The sequence below is a fragment of the Roseinatronobacter sp. S2 genome (assembly GCF_029581395.1).
Classification (GTDB): domain Bacteria; phylum Pseudomonadota; class Alphaproteobacteria; order Rhodobacterales; family Rhodobacteraceae; genus Roseinatronobacter.
On the sequence record NZ_CP121113.1, the window covers coordinates 2,270,949 to 2,291,611 of the forward strand.

Here is a 20,663-nt window from a genome sequence, read left to right on the forward strand (position 1 = left end):
GGCTCAGGTCTCCTCTTCAAAGGCATAGGCGATTGACAGGATGGACCCCAACACCACCAGATACACCCCGATGTCGAACACCAGAACCGTATTAAGCGAGAAGATCGACGTCTCGTAGCTGTCGCCGCCCACCCAGTACCACTGGCCGGTGAAGAACGGATCGCCAAAGAAAAACGCAACCAGCCCAGCCACCAGCGCAATGCCCAGCCCCACTGCGGCAATGCCTTCGGGGCTTGCGCGCAATGCAGATTTTGCCTCGGCGGGTCCGCAGGCCAGCGAATAGACGATAAACGCCACCGCCCCCAGCAGCCCGCCGATAAACCCGCCACCGGGCAGGTGATGGCCGCGCAGCAGCATAAACAGCGAAAAAACAAACAGCAGTGCCACCAGAATACGCGCCCCGGCGGTAAAGATGATGGAGTTCATCAGCGGTCCTCCTTTGTGGCGTCCGGCGTATCGTCTGGCGGCGCTTTCTGCCCGCCTTTCAGCAGTGCATAGGCCCCGAGTGCTGCAACAATCACGACCGCAATCTCGCCAAAGGTGTCAAGCGTGCGGAAATCCACCAGAATGACATTGACGATGTTGCGCCCGAACGCCTCTGTCCAGGATGACGCCTCAAAGAAATCCGTCAGGCGGCGATCGAAGGGCGCATTTGTCACGCGCAGCAGCACCCATGTCGTGACCCCGCCCACCAGAACCGCCAGCCCCGCATCAAACGGGCGGTGCGTCTGTTTTCCCGTGCGGTCCAGATGCGGCATTTTCAGCAGTGCAACGGCCAGCAGCACCACCACCAGCAATTCCACCAGAATTTGCGTGATCGCCACATCAGGCGCGGAATAGGCAATAAAGATCAACGCAACGCCAATCCCCACAACGCCCAAGCCCACCAGTGCCGCAATCCGTGATGATGTCAGAACCACCAGCACTGTGCCCGCAATGATCAATGCAGCAATGCCCCATTCCACAAAGCCGATACCGGTGAAATCCAGAAATGGCGCCGCCGCAGGGCGCAAGATCAGTGTCACCAGAACGGACAGCGCAAAGACTGCGAATGTCACAAACATATAATGGCGCAACACCCCTGTCTGGATCACACGCGTCTGGCCCTTGGCCAAGGCCATGAAACGGTCCAGAAACACATCCCAGCTTGCATCCATATCAATGGCGCGCGCTTCCATATCGGCCAGCATGGCACGCAGGCGCGCATGGACCTTATAAAGCACAAACCCCAGCGCGAATGTCAGCACACTTAGCAGCAGCGGCAGGTTGAACCCCGCCCACAGCTTCAGCCGCCCGCCCGCATCGGGCGCGCCCATGACCGCAGCCACCGCAGGTTCGACCAGATAATAGGCCGTGACACCGGGCAACAACCCCGCCAGCAGGCCAATAACCGCCAGCGTGATCGGACCCAGAACCATGGCCCACGGCCCTTCATGCGGCGTGCGCGGCAAGTCACCTTGCGGGCCGAAAAACGGCTTCCATGCGACAATCAGCGCCACGGCAAACATCAGCGCAAATGCGGCCATGCCCATGATCACCACAAACCAGCTGATCGCCATGGTCAACGCACCGGCATAGGCCACTTCCTTGGCAATAAAGCCCAGAAACGGCGGAATCCCCGCCATCGCCAGCCCCGACAACCCCGCCGCCACCGCCGTGATCGGCATGGCCCGTGCCAGCCCGCCCAGAACATTGGCATCGCGCGTGCCGGTTTCATGGTCGATAATCCCGATGACCAGAAACAACCCTGCCTTATACAGCGAATGCACCAGCAGGAATGTCATCGCCGCCGTAATCGCATAGCCCGAAGACCCCGCCAGAAACATGACCAGCGTGCCCAGTGCCATCAGCGTGGTATAGGCCAGCGTCTGTTTCAGGTCGGTCTGGCGCAGCGCCATGAAGGACGCAAACACCGCCGTAACGGCCCCGAAAAGTGTCAGCGTGTAAACCCAGACATCACTGCCCGACAGGCTGGGATGCATCCGCGCCAGCAGATACACACCCGCCTTCACCATCGTCGCCGAATGCAGATAGGCAGATACCGGCGTGGGCGCGGCCATGGCATTGGGCAACCAGAAATGAAACGGCACCTGCGCCGATTTGGTAAATGCCCCCAACAGGACCAGAATCAGAATACCCAAGTATATGGGGTGTTCTGCCATACTGCCCGCCGCGTTCAGTTGCGACAACTCGAACGTGCCTTGCGTGATCCCGATCAGGATAAAGCCCGCCAGCAGCGCCAGCCCCCCCGCGGCCGTCAGCAGCAGCGCCTGCAACGCATTGCGGCGCGATTTGGGGTCGGTATGCGAAAAGCCGATCAGCAGATAGGATGTGAAGGTCGTCAGTTCCCAGAACACGAACAACGCAATCATGTTATCTGCCAGCACCAGACCCAGCATCGACAGCATGAAGCTGAACAAATACAGCGCAAAGCGGTTATATTGCGGATGCCCTGCAAGATAGCGCGCGGCATACAGCATCACCAGCGTGCCGATCCCGGTGATCAGCAGCGCAAACATCAGGCTTAGTCCGTCCAGCCAGAAGGACAGGCGCACTTGCAGGCTGGGGATCCAGTCCCAGACCCATTGCACCGCCCCATCGCGGGGCACAACAGGCAAATACTGAAGGAAAAACAGGAAAAGTGCGGCGGTCAATGCCACTGTGATCATGCCCGCCGGGGTCACCCAGGGCGCGTTCGGGTCGGAAGGCTCTGCCATCTGCTCGGTCGACTCCTGATTGGCACTCGAATTCTAAATCATTGCAGTGCTCAGGCCAGCGTATTGCTGCCCGAACCACTGCGGCGCGCGTTGTTTCACATTTTGCGCCAAATTTCGCAACGCAAATCGGTCAGAAATTTCCAGTTTTGGCATGTATCGCCCCCCATGACGCGTGAGTCACGCTGAAATTACAGGCACAGATACGGCTCCTGTGCCGCGATCATGCCGCCCGCGCGCCCTTGAAAGCGCGCCCTTGACAAGCCGCCCCCCCTCTCGATGATGGCGTCCATGCGCAGCCCAGCCCTTGATGATCGCGATATCGCCATTCTGTCCATCCTTTCGCGCGAAGGGCGGATCACCAAGGCCGAGTTGGCGCGGCGCGTCAACCTGTCGCCGACACCGTGCTGGGAACGCCTGAAACGGCTGGAAAATGCAGGGCTTATCCGTGGCTACCGCGCCGAAATTGCCCTGACGCGCCTTGCACCGCATGTCGTCATTTTTGTGACAATCGAGCTGGACAGCCATAAATCCGAAGATTTCCAGCGGTTCGAGCGTGCGATCGCCACGCTGGACGAAATCACCGATTGCTGGTCGCTTGGCGGGGGCTTCGATTACCTGCTGAAAGTGACCACCCCCGATATTGCCGCCTATCAGGTGCTTATGGACGGGCTGCTGGAACGGCGCGCAGGTGTGAAGCGCTACTTCACCTATATTGTCACCAAAAACGTCAAGGACGCCCCCTTGCCCTTGCAGATTCTGCTGTAGCATTCGCGGATTGGCAGACGCGGCAAGGCGGGTTGAATTGGCCTGAAGGGGACATTCCAAGGCGCGGAATCAAGGCCGCAGGCCGCCGCGCTATCGGCGGGCCGTCCCGCGGCCTGCCGATTTGGCTGATGGCACGCCAAGACTTTGAACGCAGGAATATGCAGCCGGCATAAAGTGTATTCTTATAATGTCGGATCGGCAGACCCCGGCCCACCGCTAGCGCGGGCTTGGTCCCCGCGCGAAGGGCAGCTTCAGGCCAAGCCCCCCCGCAGCCAGCGTGCCCGCAGATCACCCCGATCTCCAGACGGATCATCGGATACACAAGCCGAATTCGGAACATTCCCCTGCCTGACGCCCGATCGCAGCAACGATTCCTCTGGCAGCGCGCCGTCATGCTGGGCCAACACCCCACCAGACCGAAGGACCAACCATGACGCGCACCGCACGCCCCCCCGCCGCGCCACAATCGCCCGCCCTGTCGTCCCAGCTTTCCGACCCCTCCTTGCTGCGCAGCGACGCCTATATCGCCGGATGGCGCGGGGCTGCGGCAGATTTCGCCATCACCAACCCCGCAACAGGCATGGAATGCGCGCGCGTGGCCCGCATGCGCGCCCCCGATGCGCGCGCCGCCGTCGATGCCGCACAAGCGGCCTTTGCGGACTGGTCCACCTCCCTGCCCCAGACCCGCAGCATGGCCCTGCGTCGCTGGTTCGATCTGATCAATGCCAACCGCGAAGATCTGGCCCTCATCATGGTCGCCGAACAGGGCAAACCTTTGTCAGAGGCGCGCGGCGAAATCGACTATGGCGCAGGCTTTGTGGAATTCTACGCCGAAGAAGCCAAGCGCCCCGATATTCGCGGCGTCACCTCGCACCTGCCCGATGCCGAAGTGGAACTCTGGCGCGAACCTGTGGGCGTTGCGGCCCTTGTCACCCCGTGGAACTTCCCCTGCGCCATGGTCACGCGCAAGGCCGCCGCCGCACTGGCGGCGGGCTGCACCTGCGTGGTGCACCCCTCCGCCGAAACGCCGCTATCTGCACTGGCGCTGGCCGTTCTGGCCGAACGCGCGGGCATTCCTGCGGGCGTGCTGAACGTCGTGCCCGGCGACGCGCCCGAAATCGTGGGCACATGGACCCAAGACACCCGCGTGCGCGCGCTGTCCTTCACCGGGTCGACCGAAGTGGGGCGGCTTTTATACCGTCAATCCGCCGACACCATCAAACGGCTGGTGCTGGAACTGGGCGGGCATGCGCCCTTTATCGTCTTTGCCGATGCCGATCTGGACCGCGCGGTCACTGAGGCGGTCAAGGCCAAATTCGCCACCACCGGACAGGATTGTCTGGGTGCCAACCGCTTTTTGGTGCAACGCCCCGTCTATGATGAATTCTGCACCCGTTTTGCGGCCGAAATCCGCAAACTGACCCTTGGTCCGGGCATGGATGATTGCGACCTTGGCCCCCTGATGCATGAACGCTCTGTCGCCAAACAAGAAGCCCATGTGGCCGATGCCATGGCACGCGGCGCGCGCTGCCTTGCCGGTGGCGCGCGCGATGCGCAAGGCCCGCTTTACTACAAACCCACCCTTCTGGTCGATGTGCCCGGTGATGCCAGCATCATGCATGAAGAAACCTTCGGCCCTGTGGCCGCCGTCGCGCCGTTCGATACCGAATCCTGCGCCATCACCCGCGCCAATGCCACCGAGTTCGGGCTTGTGGCCTATGTCCACACGCTCGACCCGCGCCGCATCTACCGCATGACCCGCGCGCTGCAATTCGGCATGGTGGCCGTCAACCGCACCAAGGTCACCGGCGCGCCGATACCCTTTGGCGGCATGAAACAATCGGGGCTGGGGCGCGAAGGCGCGCGCTGGGGCATGGAGGCATTTACCGAAATCAAATATGTCTGCCGCGACTGGGGTTAAGGCCCGACAGCCCTGCTTTCATTCTGGCCCAAATATCCACCGGGGTTTCTCAAGGGGGGCGTGCCCCCCTTGAGGCAGGGGGTTTGGGGGGCTGCGGCCCCCCAAGCCACCTTCAGGACGAACCACCGCGCCCGCACAATCTCAATCCATACGGTCCCTGGCGAACGCATAAATCACGCAGCCCACCAGCAAAAACAGCCCGAAAAACAGAAATACCGCCCCATAGGGGGCCTCGGACGGCGTGGCGGGGGCTGCGGAATGCACCCGCCCGCTGATCATTTGCAACACGCCAACCCCGCCGATGGCAAACAGGTTCAGCAACGTCACCCCCCGCCCCATCAGATGGGCCGGAAAAAAGCTGCGGCCATGCGCCATCATCATCGGGAATGACGCGCCAAACAGACCGATGGCCGCCAGCATCACCGCGCTGGCCCAGAACCCCGGCACCGGCACCAGCCACAAACCCAGCAGGCACAGCCCACCCAGGGTGTTGCCAGCCAGAATAACCCATTTGCGCGTGCCCAGCAGCCGGTCCAGCGGGCCATAGGCAAAATTGCCCACAATCATCGCGCAGGCCATCAGCAGCGTGATCTGCCCGACCTGTGTGGCACTTGCGCCGTAAACATCCGTAAAATACGGCCCCGCCCACAGGCCGCGCAATCCGGCTGCGGGCGCATAATTCACCGCGAGTAGCGGCAGGATCATCCAAAGCGCCGGTATCTTCAGCAGATCCAGCAAACTGCCCCGCGCGCCTTCCGGGGCCGTGGCCGCAGGCGGGTCCTGTATCATATACCACAACAGAACCGCAATCAGCGCCGTGCCCGCCGCCAGCGCCAGCAGCGTTTCGCGCCAGCCAAATGCCTCTGCCGCCCAGGCCAGCGGCAACGCGCCCAGAATATTGCCCAGACTGCCGAAACCGATCACCGCGCCAGCCAGTGTCGCAAATATGGCGGGCGGATACATGCGCGCAAAAATGTAATATGAGGCCATCAGAACAGGCGCGCAGCCCACCCCCAGCAGCACCATCGCCAGATGCACATGCAGGGCATTTTGCGCAAGACCAAAGACCAGCGCCCCCCCTGTGCCCCCGATGCCCAGAATAAGCGCTGTGCTGCGGCGTGGCCCGAAACTGTCCAGCGCCCAGCCAACCGGCAACTGCGTCAGCGCAAACGCCATAAACCACAGCCCCGATGACAGCGCCAGATCATCCGCACTGACACCGATATCAGTTTGCAGCATGCCTGCCAGAACCGCCAGAAACGAGCGGTAGAACTGACTGAGCAGATAGCCGATGACCAGAAACAAAAGGCCGATTTTCATACATGATGCCCGATTCTTGTGCGAAATGTGAACCTGCTTATTGAACCTGTGAAACATTTGCAATCCGGGAAGGGACCGCGCGCCGCACTTGGCTGGCATTAAGCTGTGCAGGCTATGGTCCGGGCACGTTCATGTCAGAAAGGTCTGTGCAGATGCCCACACTCCCTGAAATTTCGGCCAGACTGGCCATGCCTTATATCCAACCTGCGCAGGCGCAAAAGCATGTCACCCATAACGAAGCGCTGCGCCTTCTGGATGTGGTGGTACAACTGTCGCTTGTCAGCCGCGCGTTAAGTGTCCCGCCACTGATTGCGCAAAATGGCAGTTGCTATCTGGTGCCCGCCGGTGCGGGCGGCGACTGGGTTGGACAGGCAGGCCAGATTGCCCTGCGCGACGCGGATATGTGGGATTTCCTGACCCCGCGCGCAGGCTGGCTGGCCATGGTGCTGGATGAAGACCGCCTGTTGTTTTTTGACGGCACCCTATGGCGCGTGCCTGACATAATGCCCGATATTATTGACCGTCTGGGCATTCAGACCAGCGCCGATGCCACCAACCGGCTGGCGGTTGCGGGGGATGCAAGCCTGTTTACCCATGACGGCAGCGACCACCAGATGAAGATCAACAAGGCAGGGGGCGCGCAGACCGCAAGCGTGCTATTTCAGTCCGGTTGGTCGGGACGGGCGGAAATGGGGCTGGCAGGCAATGATGATTTCACCATCAAGACCAGCGCAGATGGCACCACATGGCTTGACGCGCTGCGCCTTGATGCGGGCAGCGGTTTGGCCACGGGGTTGGCCGTGACGCAAGATGCGCAGGACAGCACTGTGGGGCGGCTTTTGAAAGTGGGCGACAGCGCGGGGCTGCTTGCGGCCTCGCCCTTGTTGCGCGTGCCTGCGGGCGGCAGTGCCAATGCGCTGGCGCTGACCAGCGGCGCGGGCTTCACCGGCCCCCTGCCCGACGGGCTGGAACTGCGGTTTCGCGCGGGGGCCAGCAATACGGGCGCGGCAACATTGACGCTGGATTCAGCCGCGGCGCTGCCATGCAGGACGGTGACCGGCGCGGTTTTGCCTGCGGGATATATCCGCACAGACACTGACACGGTTGCACGCCACGAAAACGGACTTTGGGTGCTGTCCCGAATGCATGAGTCCGGCATGCACGCACAGGGCCGGTTTGAACGGTTGGAGAACGGCATTCTGCGCGTCTGGGCCTTGCGCAGCACCCAAAGCGACAGCGCGCCTACAGTTTGGGAATTTCCCGCAAGTTTCGCCGTGCTGGACCATGTCAGCGCCACCGCGCAAGGGGCAAGCTTTCATGCAGCAACCATCAGTTCGGCCACAGTATCGCAGTGCAATTTTGATGCATGGACCAACGCAGGCACGCGCGCCGACAATGTGGATGTCGCGCTAAGCGCGACGGGCACATGGTATTAAGGCGCTGATGCGCACCTGAAAACACTGCCGGCCGGTTCCGCAACACGGGTCATACCCCGGAGTTGGGCCGCGCAAGATCATCCGAGAGTGCGGCCATAAACCCATGCAGGCTGCGGTTGCTTGGGGGCGCGGTAAATGCTGCCTCGGCCTGTTGCAGAACCGGCACATGGCACAGGGACACAAAATGCGCCTGCGCCAGAAACAACGCCCCGCTGCGATGCAACTGCGCGACGGTGACACGCCCAAGTCCGGCCAATGCCGCGCGGTCAATGCCATGAAAGCCCGCAAGCGGCGTGCCTTGCGCAAAGGGCACCAGCACCCCCGCCTGCACCAGATCCTGCGCGGCGCCGCGCGTGCGGTGTTCGGCCTGCGCATGCGCGCGCAGCATGTCGCGCAACCGGCCAAGTGGCGGCACTAATGCGCCATTGTCATCAAATATGCGCAGACCATGGGCCAGACCGTCGCGCGCCACCAGATCGCTGGCTTCGTCCACCAGCATGGGCGCGTCACCGTCGCCCCCCCACCCATTGGGCGCGAATGGATAGGCGCGCAGCAGGTCGGGCACATAGCTGCCCCGCCAGACCCCGCGAGATGCCACAAAGGCCGACTTGCCCCTGCGCGCCAGCCGCAACACCGCCACCGGCATGCCGTCGGGCATAAACACTACCGGCATGTTGGCCGCCGCCCCTTCGCCTTCGTCAAGGGTGACGGGCACATGCCGATATGCCTGCGCGAAACCAAAGCTTTCGGCACGGCACCAACGCCATGTGCCGTGGCGCGTGTGTGACAGCGGAACCCAGGTTCCAGCGGCAATCTGTGGGCATGACATGTTCATTGCGCCCCCATGCTAGATGCTGAAGCTGAACAAACCCTGAACCCGTATTTCCGGCGCGCCCTTGTTAAACATTGGTAAAAATCCAACTCAAAAGCCGCTTTTCCGCCCTGTTTGAAACCGTATCGCGGCCTTGCAGCCCGTGCAGTCTGGGCGCGGGTGAATATTGGGTGGTCCATGTGGCTTCGGGTGCAAGGGCGCAATGCGACGGGTCAAGCCGCGCTTGATATCGGCATTGATGCCATAGAAATCGTGCAGACATCGCAAGGTGTCTTTGCCATTACCAGTTCGCGCGCTTTTGGCGGGTTGGTCAGCTATGCACTGGGTCCGGACGGGCTGGCGCTGCAAGATACGGTGCTGTTTCATTCGGGCATCAACCGGACTGCCGCGCCTGCGATTGTCATCAACCAACTGGACGGGTTCCTGCAGGCCGGTGTTGTGGTCAGCAACACCCATCTGATCGGCTACCGTATTTTTGAAGACGGCAGTTTCGGCAACCGCCGCTGGACGGAAATCGAACAGGTGCAGGCCATGTTTTCCGACCCTGTGGCGCAGACGGCCCTTGCGGAACTGGGCGACGGGCAAATCGTGCCCGCCACGGGCGAGGCGGGCTGGCAGACCGGCACATTGACCTATGGTGTGCATGACGGCGGCGTTCTGGCGCTGGGGCGCTATGAACCTGTGCTTTACAGCTATACATCCACATCATGGGGCGGTCTGGTGCCCGCAGTGGAATTCGGGCCGGAAGACGGGCTTTGGATACATGCCCCCACCGCGATGGAGGTGTTTTCTGCCTATGGCCAGACATGGGCGGTCATCTCGGCTTCAGGCACGCATTCGCTGACCGTTCTGCAAGTCGGCCCCGATGGCGGGCTTATGGTCACAGATCACATCATGGACACGGGCAACACGCGCTTTGCGAATGTGCAGGCGGTCAGTTACGCCCATGTCGGCGACCGCGTCCTGGTTGTTGCAGGCGGCAGTGATTTCGGCATCACGCTGTTTACCTTGCTGCCCGATGGCAGGCTGGTGTGGATGCAATCGCTGGAAGACACCCCCCTGACCGGACTGGACAGCATTTCGGCGCTGCAATCGGTTGTCATTGGCGATCAGTTGCTGGTCCTTGCGGGCAGCGCCAAGGATGCGGGCATCACCAGTTTCAACCTGCCGCTGTCGCAACTGGGGGCCGTGATCACGGCAACAGACGGCCAGCCCGACACGGTATTGGGCACGGCGCAGGATGATATCGTGATTGCCGCCAATTCAGGCGATCACCTGCAAGGCGGCGCGGGGCATGACATTCTTGTAGCTGGTCCCGGCGTGACAATCATGACAGGGGGCGCGGGCGTCGACACATTCGTTATGCACCCGTCACAGACCCTTGCGCAGATCACGGATTTTGAACGCGGGGTTGACCGGCTGGACCTGTCGGGCTGGCCCATGCTGCGCGACCCTGCACAGCTGGGCTTCACGCAAAGCGCGACGGGGGCAGTGCTGGAATACCGCGGCGCGCAGGTGCAGATCACTGCCAGCAACGGGCAGCCGCTGGGGCTGTGGGACATATTCGCGAACGGGCGTTTTGCGACACCGGACAGAATGCTGACACTGGAACATATGTCGGGGCTGGCCGATGGAATATCCGACCCGCCTGCACCGCCGCCCGCGTTCAATGTCACAACACGCAGTGGTGCGGGGCTTGGCGGGGTGCGCCTGTTGGTGCGCGATGCCGACACAAACGCCCTTCTGGACGAGGTGCAGACAGATGAAACCGGCAGCTTCAGCCTGCCCGCGCCCGCAGGTCCGGCCCTGTTGCAGGTGGACCAGCTCCTGCCGCCGCAAAACGGGGCCGTCACCAGTGCGGATGTCACGGATATTTTGCGCATGGCCATCGGGCAGGAACCTAGTTTTGCAAACGGGGCCGCGCTGACAATGGGCGATCTTGTCGCCGCCGATGTCAATGGCGATGGCAGGGTTTCCTTTCGGGATGCATTGGAAGCGCTGAAAATATCCATGGGCCTGCGCCTGCAGCCGGATGCAATTTTCCTGCCGCAGGACTATGCCAACGCGCCCGCCGACAGCACGGCCCCCCTGCCCCAGTCCCAGCCCGATTTGCCCTATGGCACCGGGCTGGTCGCTATCTGGCGCGGGGATATGGATGACAGTGCGCTTTGGGCGTTGTAGCGGCCACTGCCACAATGCCCGTCAAGTTCACGGCGTTCCGCCACATGCTCTAACTTATTGACTTCGCATGTTCGAGAAGCTCAAAACCGGTTCCCACTTTTGAGCAACATGCTCTAATAGCCGCGCCGCGCCAGCCAGTCGCGCATCCAGTCGATTTCTTCTTTTTGCGCTGCAATGATTTCGCGTGCCAGTTCGGCAACTTCGGGATCATCACCATATTGCAACACGATTTCGGCCATCACAACTGCACCTTCGTGATGCGGGATCATGCCAAGGATGAAATCCGCATCGGCATCGCCGGTGAATTCGATATCCATGTCTTCATGCATGGCCGCATTGGCCGCGATATAGGCCAGCGTTGCATCGCTTGCGCCATCAGGCGCAGGTGCCATGTCATGCCCTGCATGTGCATCATGCCCGCCATGGCCACCATGATCACCGTGCGACATATGAGAGGATGCAAACCCAATCCCCGTAACCAATGCCCCACCTGCCGCAAAGGCAAGAACCCCGGTCAGAATTTGTGCTTTCAGTGTCATGGTATCCCCTGTTTTCCAATATTGGATACGCATAGCACCCTCCAGCAGATGGAAGGGAAAACACATCTGCGTGAAGGGTCAGTCGCAGGCTTTCAATGCCTCTGGCAGGACGCGTGCGAAAACCTGCAATTCCGCCGGGGGCGCGGCACTGACACGGATACACCTGTCCATCGGCGCAACAGTTGGCATGCGCACAAACACATCACGCGCCATCAATTCACGCAGCAGCGCGCGGGCGAAATCACCGTCGCGCCCGCAATCCATGGTCACGAAATTCGTGGCCGACGGCAGTGCATGCAACCCGTTATCGGCGGCAATCCGGCCCAGTTCTGCGCGCGCGGCGTCAAGCTGTGTCTGGACTTGCGCAAGCCATGCCTGATCTTGCAGCGCCGCCAGCGCGCCCGCCTGCGCAATGCGCCCCATGCCGAAATGATTGCGGATACGGTCGAACATGGCAATCAGCGGGGCCGCGCCAATCGCATAGCCCACCCGCAAGCCCGCCATGCCATACAGCTTGGAAAATGTGCGCATGCGGATGACACGCATATCATCGGGGTCCAGCGCGGGGGCGGTCCCGTCAGGGGCGGCATCGACATAGGCTTCGTCCAGCACCAGCAGCGTGCCATCCGGCACAGCGTCAATCATGCGCTGGACAATGCGCGCGGAATGCCAGCTGCCCATCGGGTTGTCGGGGTTGCAGAAATACAAAAGCTTCGCGCCGACGTCTTCTGCACGGGTCAGCAGGGCGGCGGGGTCCTGATAATCATCGCGGTAAGGCACCTTGTGCAGCACGCCCCCGAACCCCGCCACATGGTAGTTAAATGTCGGATAGGCCCCGTCGGATGTGACAACCGGATCACCCTTGTCCACCATGATGCGCACCAGCAACCCCAACAGCCCGTCGATCCCTTCGCCGATGATAATGTTTTCAGCCCCGACGCCGTGATGCGCGGCCAGCGCGTGGCGCAGGTCATGACATTCGCTGTCGCCATACATCCATACATCGGCGGCTGCGGCCTGCATCGCGGCCACAGCATGGGGCGACGGGCCAAAGCCGCTTTCATTGGCGCCCAGCCGCGCCACAAAGGGGCGTCCGGCGGCGCGCATATGGGCCTCTGGTCCGACAAAGGGGACAGTGGCGGGAAGCGATTTCAGCAGATCGGTATAGCGTGGTTCATCCATATGCCTAGGGATAGGCGAGCGATTGCGCGGCGGCAAGGGGCAAGATCAGATGATCTGGCCATCCTGCATGCGCTGCAAGAACGCGCCTGCATCTTGCAGAACCTGTTGGCAATGCGCATCATCCATGCGGTCCCATGTGCGATACATCTGCGCCATGCGCGGGTTCTTGGCGAAGCGGTCGCGGTGGCGGTCCAGAAAATGCCAATACAGCAGATTGAACGGACAGGCCTGCGCGCCGGTTTTGTCCTTAACGTTATAATGGCATGATTTGCAGTAATCCGACATTCTGTCGATATATGCGCCCGAACTGACATAGGGTTTGGACCCCACCACGCCACCGTCGGCAAATTGCGACATGCCAAGGGTATTGGGGGCCTCGACCCATTCATAGGCATCGGCATAGACGGCCAGATACCATTCATGCACCTGCGCGGGGTCCACACCCGCCAGCAGCGCAAAATTGCCTGTCACCATAAGCCGCTGTATATGATGGGCATAGGCCAGATCGCGCGTTTGCCCCACCGCATGGGACAGGCAGTTCATCCGCGTAGGCCCGCCCCAATAGAGCGGGGGCAGATCGCGGGTATGGTCCAGCGCGTTGCGCTGAGTATACTCCGGCCCTTCCAGAAAATAGATGCCGCGCACGAATTCCCGCCAGCCGATGATCTGGCGAATGAACCCTTCGACCGAATTCAGGGGGGCATGGCCGCGCGTATACGCCGCTTCGGCGCGCTGGCAAACTTCCAGCGGGAGTAAAAGCCCCGCATTCAGGTAAAGCCCGATCACGGCGTGATACAGATACGGATCATCCGACAGCATCGCATCCTGATAGGTGCCGAAATCCGGCAAGGCGTGGGTGATGAAATGATCAAGCGCCCGCAACGCCCCTGCCCTGTCAGTGTGAAAATGAAAGGGGCGCAACTGCCCGAAATTATCCGCGAAACGCGCGGCCACAAGGTCCAGAACTTCGTCCACCACCGGATCGGGCGGGGCAACGGGCGGGGCCTGGCGGAACAGATCGCCCTTGGCGGGTTTGCGGTTGTCGTGGTCGAAATTCCACTTGCCCCCTTCGGGCTGGTCACCATCCATCAACAGGCCCGTTTTGCGGCGCATTTCACGGTAGAAATATTCCATACGCAGGGATTTGCACCCCTGCGCCCAGTCAGCAAAGTCGTCGTTGCTGCACAAAAAACGGCTGTCGGGCAGCAAGGTCACATGCAGCGGCATGTCCTGCAACGCCTGTATCAACCGCCATTCCCCCGGCTGGGTGGCCAACACCTGATCTGCGCCAAATTCCTGCGCGCACCGCAATAGTTCGGCTGGGATAGACCCTGCGTTGTCCCCGTCATCCAGCCGCGTATAGGTGACGTTCCAGCCATCTTCGCGCAAGGATTGGGCAAATTTGCGCATGGCCGCAAAGATAAAGGCGATTTTCTTGGGGTGATGGGGGACATAGCCCGCCTCCGTGCCCACTTCGGCCATGACGACCACATCATGCGCCTTGTCGGCCTGCGACAGCGCCGAAAGCGTGCCCGACAACTGGTCGCCCAGCACCAGAACCAGTTTCACCATGGCACGGGCTTTCGGGCATAGTCGAAAAACTGGCCGGTATCAGCGGGCGTCAGGCTGTCCATGACCGCCAGCAGGCGCTGTGCTGCCTCATCCGGCGCGACAGCCGGATGGCGGCCAAGGTACTTTTCGGTGAATGGTGTGGCCACGGTGCCGGGATGCAAGGCCACACAGGCGGCCTGCGGGTGGGTGCGCGCCAACTCGATCGCCGCACCACGAATGATCTGGTTCAGCGCGGATTTGGCGGCGCGGTAACTGTGCCAGCCGCCCGCGCGATTGTCCCCGATTGACCCCACACGCGCTGACATGACCACCATGACCGCCGGTTCATCGCGCGGTAGCAGGGCCAAGGCATGTTTCATGACCAGCGCAGGCCCGATTGTGTTGACCGCAAACTGCGCGGCCATCGCAGTGGGGTCCAGCTGCTTCAGCGCTTTCTCGGGGCGGTGGCCGTCGATTTCCAGCGCGCCGGTTGCGATGATAATGCGCGGATAGCTGCCTGTAAGCGCGCCTAGATGGGCCGCGACTGACTCCTCGCGCGTAATATCCAGCCCGTCTTGGCTGCGCGACAGGCCCGTGACCTGCCAGCCCTGCCCTTGCAACCCCGACACCAGCGCGCTGCCAATCCCGCCCGATGCCCCGATGACCAATGCCCGTTTCACAGCCCGCGCGCCCCCTGTTGCCCTTGGGCGCGCAGATAGCGCGGCGCGGGGTCAAGTCACGCCCTGACCAGCGTTTCCGCCCATTTGCGCGCGATCGGGCCAACCACCACCGCCAGCGGCACGGCAATGACCCACGCCACCGCCCATGCATAAACCCACCGACCCGCAAAACCGGCGTCAAAGCCGGTATTCACGAAGGTGATGAAGCCCGACATGATGACGGACATCATCGTTCCCATCAGCAACCCTGTTACAATGCGCAGTTTCATGTGCTCCCTTTCCTTGAAGTCACACATAATCATGTATGCGAATGTGTGTGACTTCAAGGGGTGCGGGGCAGTTTCATCTGTGCATTTCAGCCCAGTGCAGTGTTACACCGCGCACAGGTGCCGGGGTGTTTGTGACTGCCCACATCAGGGCTGATCTTCCAGCAACGCTGGCATTTCTGCCCCTCCGCGCGCTCGAACACCACACCGACCCCTTCGACTTCGGGCATGCGGAATGCTTCCGCCGGAATGGGGTCCGGTGTCAGCGACAGGTCGGACGTGATGCAGATATCGGCAAAATCCACCGATTTCAGCGCCGCCATCACCGCAGCATCGCGCACATGCACCACGGGGGCCGCTTCCAGTGACGCGCCGATCACCTTGTCGCGGCGCTGGATTTCCAGTGCTGCGGTGACTGCGCGGCGCGCGGCACGGATGCCCGCCCATTTCTGCGCCAGCGGTTCATTGCGCCAGTCTGCGGGCGTGTCGGGGAAATCCTGCAAATGCACGGATGTATCATCGCCGGGGAAGCGCGACAGCCACACATCTTCCATGGTGAAGACCAGCACAGGGGCCAGCCATGTGGTCAGGCGGTGAAACAGCAGGTCCAGCACGCTGCGCGCGGCGCGGCGGCGCGGGCTGCCCGCCGCATCGCAATACAGCGCGTCCTTGCGGATGTCGAAATAGAACGCCGACAGATCCGTGGTCGCGAAGGTAAACAGCTTCTGGAACACGCCCTGAAAATCATAGGCGGCATAGCCTTTGCGCACCTCGACATCCAGTTCGGCCAGCCGGTGCAGAACCCATTGCTCCAACTCCGGCATATCTGCGGGGGCCACGCGTTCGGCATCACTGAACCCGTCCAGATTGCCCAGCATGAAGCGCATGGTGTTGCGCAACCGACGGTAGCTGTCGGCCACCCCTTTCAGGATTTCCGGTCCGATCCGGTGATCATGAACATAATCGGTCTGCGCCACCCATAGCCGCAGGATGTCGGCACCGTATTGATTGACGACTTCTTCCGGCACGATGGTATTGCCCAGCGATTTGGACATTTTCATGCCCTTCTCGTCCAGCGTGAAGGCATGGGTCACCACAGCGCGGTATGGCGCGCGCCCCTTGGTGGCGCAGGCTTGCAACATGGACGAATGGAACCAGCCACGGTGCTGGTCGGTCCCTTCCAGATACAGGTCCGCAATCCCGTCCGCCGCGCCATCTGCACGGTCGCGCAGAACAAACGCATGGGTAGAACCGGAATCGAACCACACATCCAGCACGTCGAACACCTGGGTATAGGCGTCGGGGTCGTGCAAGCCGTCCAGCATGCGGGCCTTGAACCCGTCGGTATACCAGATATCCGCGCCATGGTCTTCAAATGCCGCCTTGATACGGGCATTCACGGCCGCATCGCGCAGCAGGAAATCCGCGTCATCCGGTTTCGCGCCGGTTTTGACAAAACAGGTCAGCGGCACGCCCCATGCGCGTTGCCGCGACAGCACCCAGTCGGGGCGCGATTCGATCATGGAATACAGGCGGTTGCGCCCTGTCTGGGGTGTCCATTTCACCAGCCGGTCGATGGATTCCAGCGCCCGCGCACGAATGGTGTCGCCATGCGTGCCCATGTCATCCGCCAGCGGCTTGTCGATGGCGGCGAACCATTGGGCCGTGTTGCGATAGATCAGCGGCGCTTTGGACCGCCACGAATGCGGGTAGGAGTGTTTGATCTTGCCGCGTGCCAGCAGGCCGCCAACCGCCACCAGTTTGTCGATCACCGCAGCATTGGCGTCCCCTTCCCAAGGGTTTTCCTTGTTCTTCTTGTTCGGTGCAGCGCGCAGGATCGCCTTGCCGCCAAAGAACGGAAGGTCGTCGCGGAAACGCCCGTCATCGCTTACGTTATAGGTGATGACCTGAGACAACATGCCCAGATCACGATAGAGTTCATATTCCTCCATCCCGTGGGATGGCGCGCAATGCACGAAGCCTGTGCCTTCTTCATCGGTGACAAAATCAGCGGCACGGAAGTCGCGCGGATCGTCCCATTCGCCTTGCGACCCTTCAGCCCCTGCAAGGGGGTGGGCAAGCGTGATGCCCTGCAATTGTTCCTGCGTCACATCGGCGACGCGCCGCCACTGGCCTTCTGTCAGGCGCGCGCGGGCAAAGGTCGCATCGGCCAGCTTGTCGGCAAGGATGAAGCGTTCGCCCACATCCGCCCAGCACTGCTCGGGCGTCTCGGTCACTTCATAAAGGCCGTAAGAAATATCCGCGCCCCAGACGACGGCTTTGTTCGACGGGATGGTCCAGGGGGTGGTCGTCCAGATGACGACGGAAGCCCCGGCTAACGTATTGACGGCGGCCTGCGCGTTTTCCGCTTTCCGGCTATCGTCCACTCCGAATGCCTCGTCCCGCAATGCAAGACTTTCATCATAGCCCAGCACCTTGAATTTCACCCAAACCGTGAAACTTTCCTTGTCGTGATACTCCACCTCCGCTTCGGCCAGCGCGGTTTTTTCCACTGGCGACCACATCACGGGCTTGGACCCCTGATACAGCGTGCCGTTCATCAACAGCTTCATGAACTCATCCGCGATCACGGCCTCGGCGTGGTAATCCATGGTCAGATACGGGTCATCCCATTTGCCGGTGACGCCAAGGCGCTTGAATTCCTCGCGCTGGACATCAACCCAACCTTCGGCAAAGCGGCGGCATTCCTGACGGAAATCGACAATATCGACCTTGTCCTTGTCCAGCCCTGCGGCGCGGTATTGCTCTTCGATCTTCCATTCAATCGGCAGGCCGTGGCAATCCCAGCCCGGCACATAGCGCGCATCGCGCCCCAGCATTTGCTGGCTGCGCGTGATGAAATCCTTCAGCACCTTGTTCAGCGCGTGGCCGATATGCAGATGGCCGTTGGCATAGGGGGGGCCGTCATGCAGGATGAAGGGTTTGCGCCCTTCCGCGCCTTCGCGCAGCCGGTCATAGATGCCAAGGCGTTCCCAGCGCGCCAGCCAGTCGGGTTCGCGGGCGGGCAGCCCTGCGCGCATGGGAAAATCGGTCTGCGGCAGGAACAGGGTGTCTTTGTAGTCGGGGGTGTCGGTCATTGTCGGATACCTTGCGGAATTGGAAAAATTATGCAGACGCCACAGCGGACCCGGCACTCCGGGCGCGTCAGAGTGCCGGGACGCTAATTCGCTGAATGATCCATGGTCCGAACATGGGCCGCCTTATAGGTGGCATGGCGCGCAGCGTCCAGAGGGGGTAACGCTTGATGCGCGCGCAAAGCTGCAATAGCGTGCGAAAATGTCTGGTGAAAATCCGAAGCCGGTTGAATTATGGGCCTGAAACAAACGCTCCGGAATTCCCGAAGGCGCGGAGCAAAGGGCGCAGCCCGCCGCGCCACCGGCGGGCCGTCCCGCGGCCTGCCGGTCTTGCTGATGGTGGCTCAATCCTTGAAAGTTGGAATATGTAGCCTGCATAAAGTGAATCCCGCCAATGTGGGACCGGCAGTCCCCGGCCCACCGCTGGCGCGGCTTCATGCACAACCCGAAACACGAAGGATACACCGCCCATGCTGATGCCCTTTCACTTTGCCTATCATGTGCATGATCTGGACGCGGCGCGCGCCTTTTACGGCGGCATTCTCGGCTGCAAGGAAGGGCGCAGCACCGACACCTGGGTGGATTTCGATTTCTTTGGCCACCAGATCAGCCTGCACCTTGGTGAACCCTTCGCCAATGCCCCCACGGGGCGCGTGGGCGATCATATGGTGCCGATGCCGCATTTCGGGCTGGTGCTGGATGTCGCGCGCTTTCGCAGCCTTGCCGACCGGCTGGCAGCGGCGGGGGTGGAATTCATCATCCCGCCCAGCCTGCGGTTTGAAGGGCAACCGGGCGCGCAATGGACCATGTTTTTTCGCGACCCGTCGGGCAACCCGATCGAGGTGAAGGGCTTTGCCGACACGTCAGGTGTGTTCGCCGCCTGAAGTGCGGCGGGGTATGGTCCGGCCGGTTTTATGAATTGCCATGCGCGCCCCCTAGCCCCACCCCCCCTGCCGCCGCCCCCTGCCCCGGATGACAAAACCATGACAGACGCTGCGCAGACATAGCTGCGTCTGCGCAGGTTTTCCGTGCGATTTCAGGTTGTCGGGCGGGTGGTGCCCTTACGCTGCGGGTTGACTCCTTATCAGGGCTGGTGTCCATTAACATTATTGGGCCGCGCGGTTCCTCGCGGAATTCCAGCGCATTGTCCCAAAGACACGCGACACGAGATCGCAAATCCTTGGAGGTACGAATGAACAAGATTTTCACAGCAGGGGTGTTGACCGCTGGCGCGCTGATGGGCAGCGCCGCATTCGCACAGCAAACCTTTGTTTCCATCGGCACCGGCGGTGTCACGGGCGTTTACTATCCTGCGGGCGGGTCGATCTGCCGTCTGGTCAATGCAGGCCGCGCGGAACATGGCATTCGCTGCGGTGTGGAATCGACCGGCGGGTCGATCTTCAACATCAACGCGCTACGCTCGGGCGAGCTGGAATTCGGTGTGGCGCAATCTGACTGGCAGTTCCACGCCTATAACGGCAGCTCCAGCTTTGAAGAAGATGGCCCGCATGAAGACCTGCGCGCCGTATTCTCGCTGCATCCAGAACCGTTCACCGTGGTTGCACGCAGCGATTCCGGCATTGCCAGCTTCGATGATCTGGCAGGCAAGCGCGTCAATATCGGCAACCCCGGTTCCGGCCAGCGCGGCACAATGGAAGTTGTGATGGAAGCCATGGGTTGGGATATGGACACATTCGCTGTCGTATCCGAATTGCAGGCGGGCGAGCAGGCACAGGCGATGTGCGACAACAATATCGATGCCATCGTCTATACTGTGGGCCACCCGTCGGGCGCCATTCAGGAAGCCACGACCGCCTGTGATACGGTGCTGGTGAACGCCGACAACGACACGATCCGCGAATTGGTCGATGACCGCGACTACTACCGCATGGCGACCATTCCGGGCGGCATGTATCGCGGGTCCGATGATGATGTGACCACCTTCGGTGTGGGCGCCACATTCGTGACATCCGCAACCGTCCCCGAAGAAGTGGTTTATGAAGTGACCAAAGCCATTTTTGAAGGCATGGACACATTCCGTGGCCTGCACCCTGCGTTTGAAAACCTGGTGCCGGAAGAAATGGTCAGCGATGGTCTGTCTGCGCCCTTGCATGATGGCGCTGCGCGTTATTTCCGCGAAGCCGGCCTGATCGACTAAGCTAAAATCCGGTGCGGGCC

Annotated in this window: 16 protein-coding genes; 6 read left to right on the top strand and 10 right to left on the bottom strand. The window is 61.4% G+C overall.

The annotated features are described in order from the left end of the window. Nucleotides 1-3 precede the first annotated feature (3 nt). Both P8S53_RS10810 and mbhE read right to left on the bottom strand, forming a co-directional pair. The gene (locus tag P8S53_RS10810; protein WP_277803978.1) at nucleotides 4-426 is read right to left on the bottom strand and encodes an MnhB domain-containing protein; all 423 of its coding nucleotides are present in this window, start codon (nucleotides 424-426) and stop codon (nucleotides 4-6) included. Further along, nucleotides 426-2,717 carry a hydrogen gas-evolving membrane-bound hydrogenase subunit E gene (mbhE, locus tag P8S53_RS10815; RefSeq protein ID WP_277803979.1) on the bottom strand — a complete coding sequence of 764 codons (2,292 nt, stop codon included), beginning with the start codon at nucleotides 2,715-2,717 and terminating at the stop codon, nucleotides 426-428. Before mbhE ends, P8S53_RS10810 begins: the two co-directional genes overlap by 1 nt. Before the next feature lie 288 nt (nucleotides 2,718-3,005). On the opposite strand from mbhE, the gene P8S53_RS10820 reads away from it, so the two are divergent. Together P8S53_RS10820 and P8S53_RS10825 are read left to right on the top strand one after the other, a co-directional pair. Continuing rightward, nucleotides 3,006-3,482 (top strand): Lrp/AsnC family transcriptional regulator, encoded by a 477-nt coding sequence (locus tag P8S53_RS10820; protein WP_277803980.1) that lies wholly within the window; start codon nucleotides 3,006-3,008, stop codon nucleotides 3,480-3,482. A gap of 430 nt (nucleotides 3,483-3,912) precedes the next feature. Next, nucleotides 3,913-5,403 (top strand): NAD-dependent succinate-semialdehyde dehydrogenase, encoded by a 1,491-nt coding sequence (locus P8S53_RS10825; protein WP_277803981.1) that lies wholly within the window; start codon nucleotides 3,913-3,915, stop codon nucleotides 5,401-5,403. 141 nt (nucleotides 5,404-5,544) lie between these two features. Here the strand turns inward: P8S53_RS10825 and P8S53_RS10830 are convergent, their stop codons facing one another. After that, nucleotides 5,545-6,723: an MFS transporter gene (locus P8S53_RS10830; protein WP_277803982.1), complete on the bottom strand. Its 1,179-nt coding sequence runs from the start codon at nucleotides 6,721-6,723 to the stop codon at nucleotides 5,545-5,547. Between the two features lie 152 nt (nucleotides 6,724-6,875). Between P8S53_RS10830 and P8S53_RS10835 the strand changes: the two genes are divergently transcribed. Continuing rightward, nucleotides 6,876-8,159 carry a DUF2793 domain-containing protein gene (locus P8S53_RS10835; RefSeq protein WP_277803983.1) on the top strand — a complete coding sequence of 428 codons (1,284 nt, stop codon included), beginning with the start codon at nucleotides 6,876-6,878 and terminating at the stop codon, nucleotides 8,157-8,159. Between the two features lie 49 nt (nucleotides 8,160-8,208). Here P8S53_RS10835 and P8S53_RS10840 read toward each other — a convergent pair whose 3' ends face one another. Next, nucleotides 8,209-8,994 (bottom strand): SapC family protein, encoded by a 786-nt coding sequence (locus P8S53_RS10840; RefSeq protein WP_277803984.1) that lies wholly within the window; start codon nucleotides 8,992-8,994, stop codon nucleotides 8,209-8,211. A 174-nt stretch (nucleotides 8,995-9,168) separates the two neighbouring features. Between P8S53_RS10840 and P8S53_RS10845 the strand changes: the two genes are divergently transcribed. After that, on the top strand, nucleotides 9,169-11,172 hold the full coding sequence (locus P8S53_RS10845; protein WP_277803985.1) for a M10 family metallopeptidase C-terminal domain-containing protein: 2,004 nt from the start codon (nucleotides 9,169-9,171) through the stop codon (nucleotides 11,170-11,172). 113 nt (nucleotides 11,173-11,285) lie between these two features. Here the strand turns inward: P8S53_RS10845 and P8S53_RS10850 are convergent, their stop codons facing one another. The 6 genes from P8S53_RS10850 to ileS form a co-directional block, all read right to left on the bottom strand. Further along, nucleotides 11,286-11,711, bottom strand: coding sequence for a DUF305 domain-containing protein (locus P8S53_RS10850; RefSeq protein ID WP_277803986.1), 426 nt, complete (start codon nucleotides 11,709-11,711; stop codon nucleotides 11,286-11,288). 78 nt (nucleotides 11,712-11,789) lie between these two features. Continuing rightward, nucleotides 11,790-12,893, bottom strand: a complete 1,104-nt coding sequence (locus P8S53_RS10855; RefSeq protein WP_277803987.1) for a pyridoxal phosphate-dependent aminotransferase — start codon at nucleotides 12,891-12,893, stop codon at nucleotides 11,790-11,792. Between the two features lie 45 nt (nucleotides 12,894-12,938). Next, nucleotides 12,939-14,465: a cryptochrome/photolyase family protein gene (locus P8S53_RS10860; RefSeq protein WP_277803988.1), complete on the bottom strand. Its 1,527-nt coding sequence runs from the start codon at nucleotides 14,463-14,465 to the stop codon at nucleotides 12,939-12,941. Next, nucleotides 14,459-15,124, bottom strand: a complete 666-nt coding sequence (locus P8S53_RS10865) for an SDR family NAD(P)-dependent oxidoreductase (RefSeq protein WP_277803989.1) — start codon at nucleotides 15,122-15,124, stop codon at nucleotides 14,459-14,461. Before P8S53_RS10865 ends, P8S53_RS10860 begins: the two co-directional genes overlap by 7 nt. 56 nt (nucleotides 15,125-15,180) lie before the next feature. Then, a complete protein-coding gene (locus P8S53_RS10870) occupies nucleotides 15,181-15,393 on the bottom strand; it encodes a DUF2798 domain-containing protein (RefSeq protein ID WP_277803990.1) in 213 nt (70 codons plus the stop codon). 86 nt (nucleotides 15,394-15,479) lie between these two features. After that, on the bottom strand, nucleotides 15,480-18,488 hold the full coding sequence (gene ileS / locus P8S53_RS10875; protein WP_277803991.1) for an isoleucine--tRNA ligase: 3,009 nt from the start codon (nucleotides 18,486-18,488) through the stop codon (nucleotides 15,480-15,482). Nucleotides 18,489-18,955: 467 nt separating this feature from the next. Between ileS and P8S53_RS10880 the strand changes: the two genes are divergently transcribed. Then, entirely contained in the window at nucleotides 18,956-19,369 is a 414-nt protein-coding gene (locus P8S53_RS10880; RefSeq protein WP_277803992.1) for a VOC family protein, read from the top strand. 308 nt (nucleotides 19,370-19,677) lie between these two features. Beyond that, on the top strand, nucleotides 19,678-20,643 hold the full coding sequence (locus P8S53_RS10885; RefSeq protein ID WP_277803993.1) for a TAXI family TRAP transporter solute-binding subunit: 966 nt from the start codon (nucleotides 19,678-19,680) through the stop codon (nucleotides 20,641-20,643). The last annotated feature ends 20 nt before the right edge of the window (nucleotides 20,644-20,663 follow it).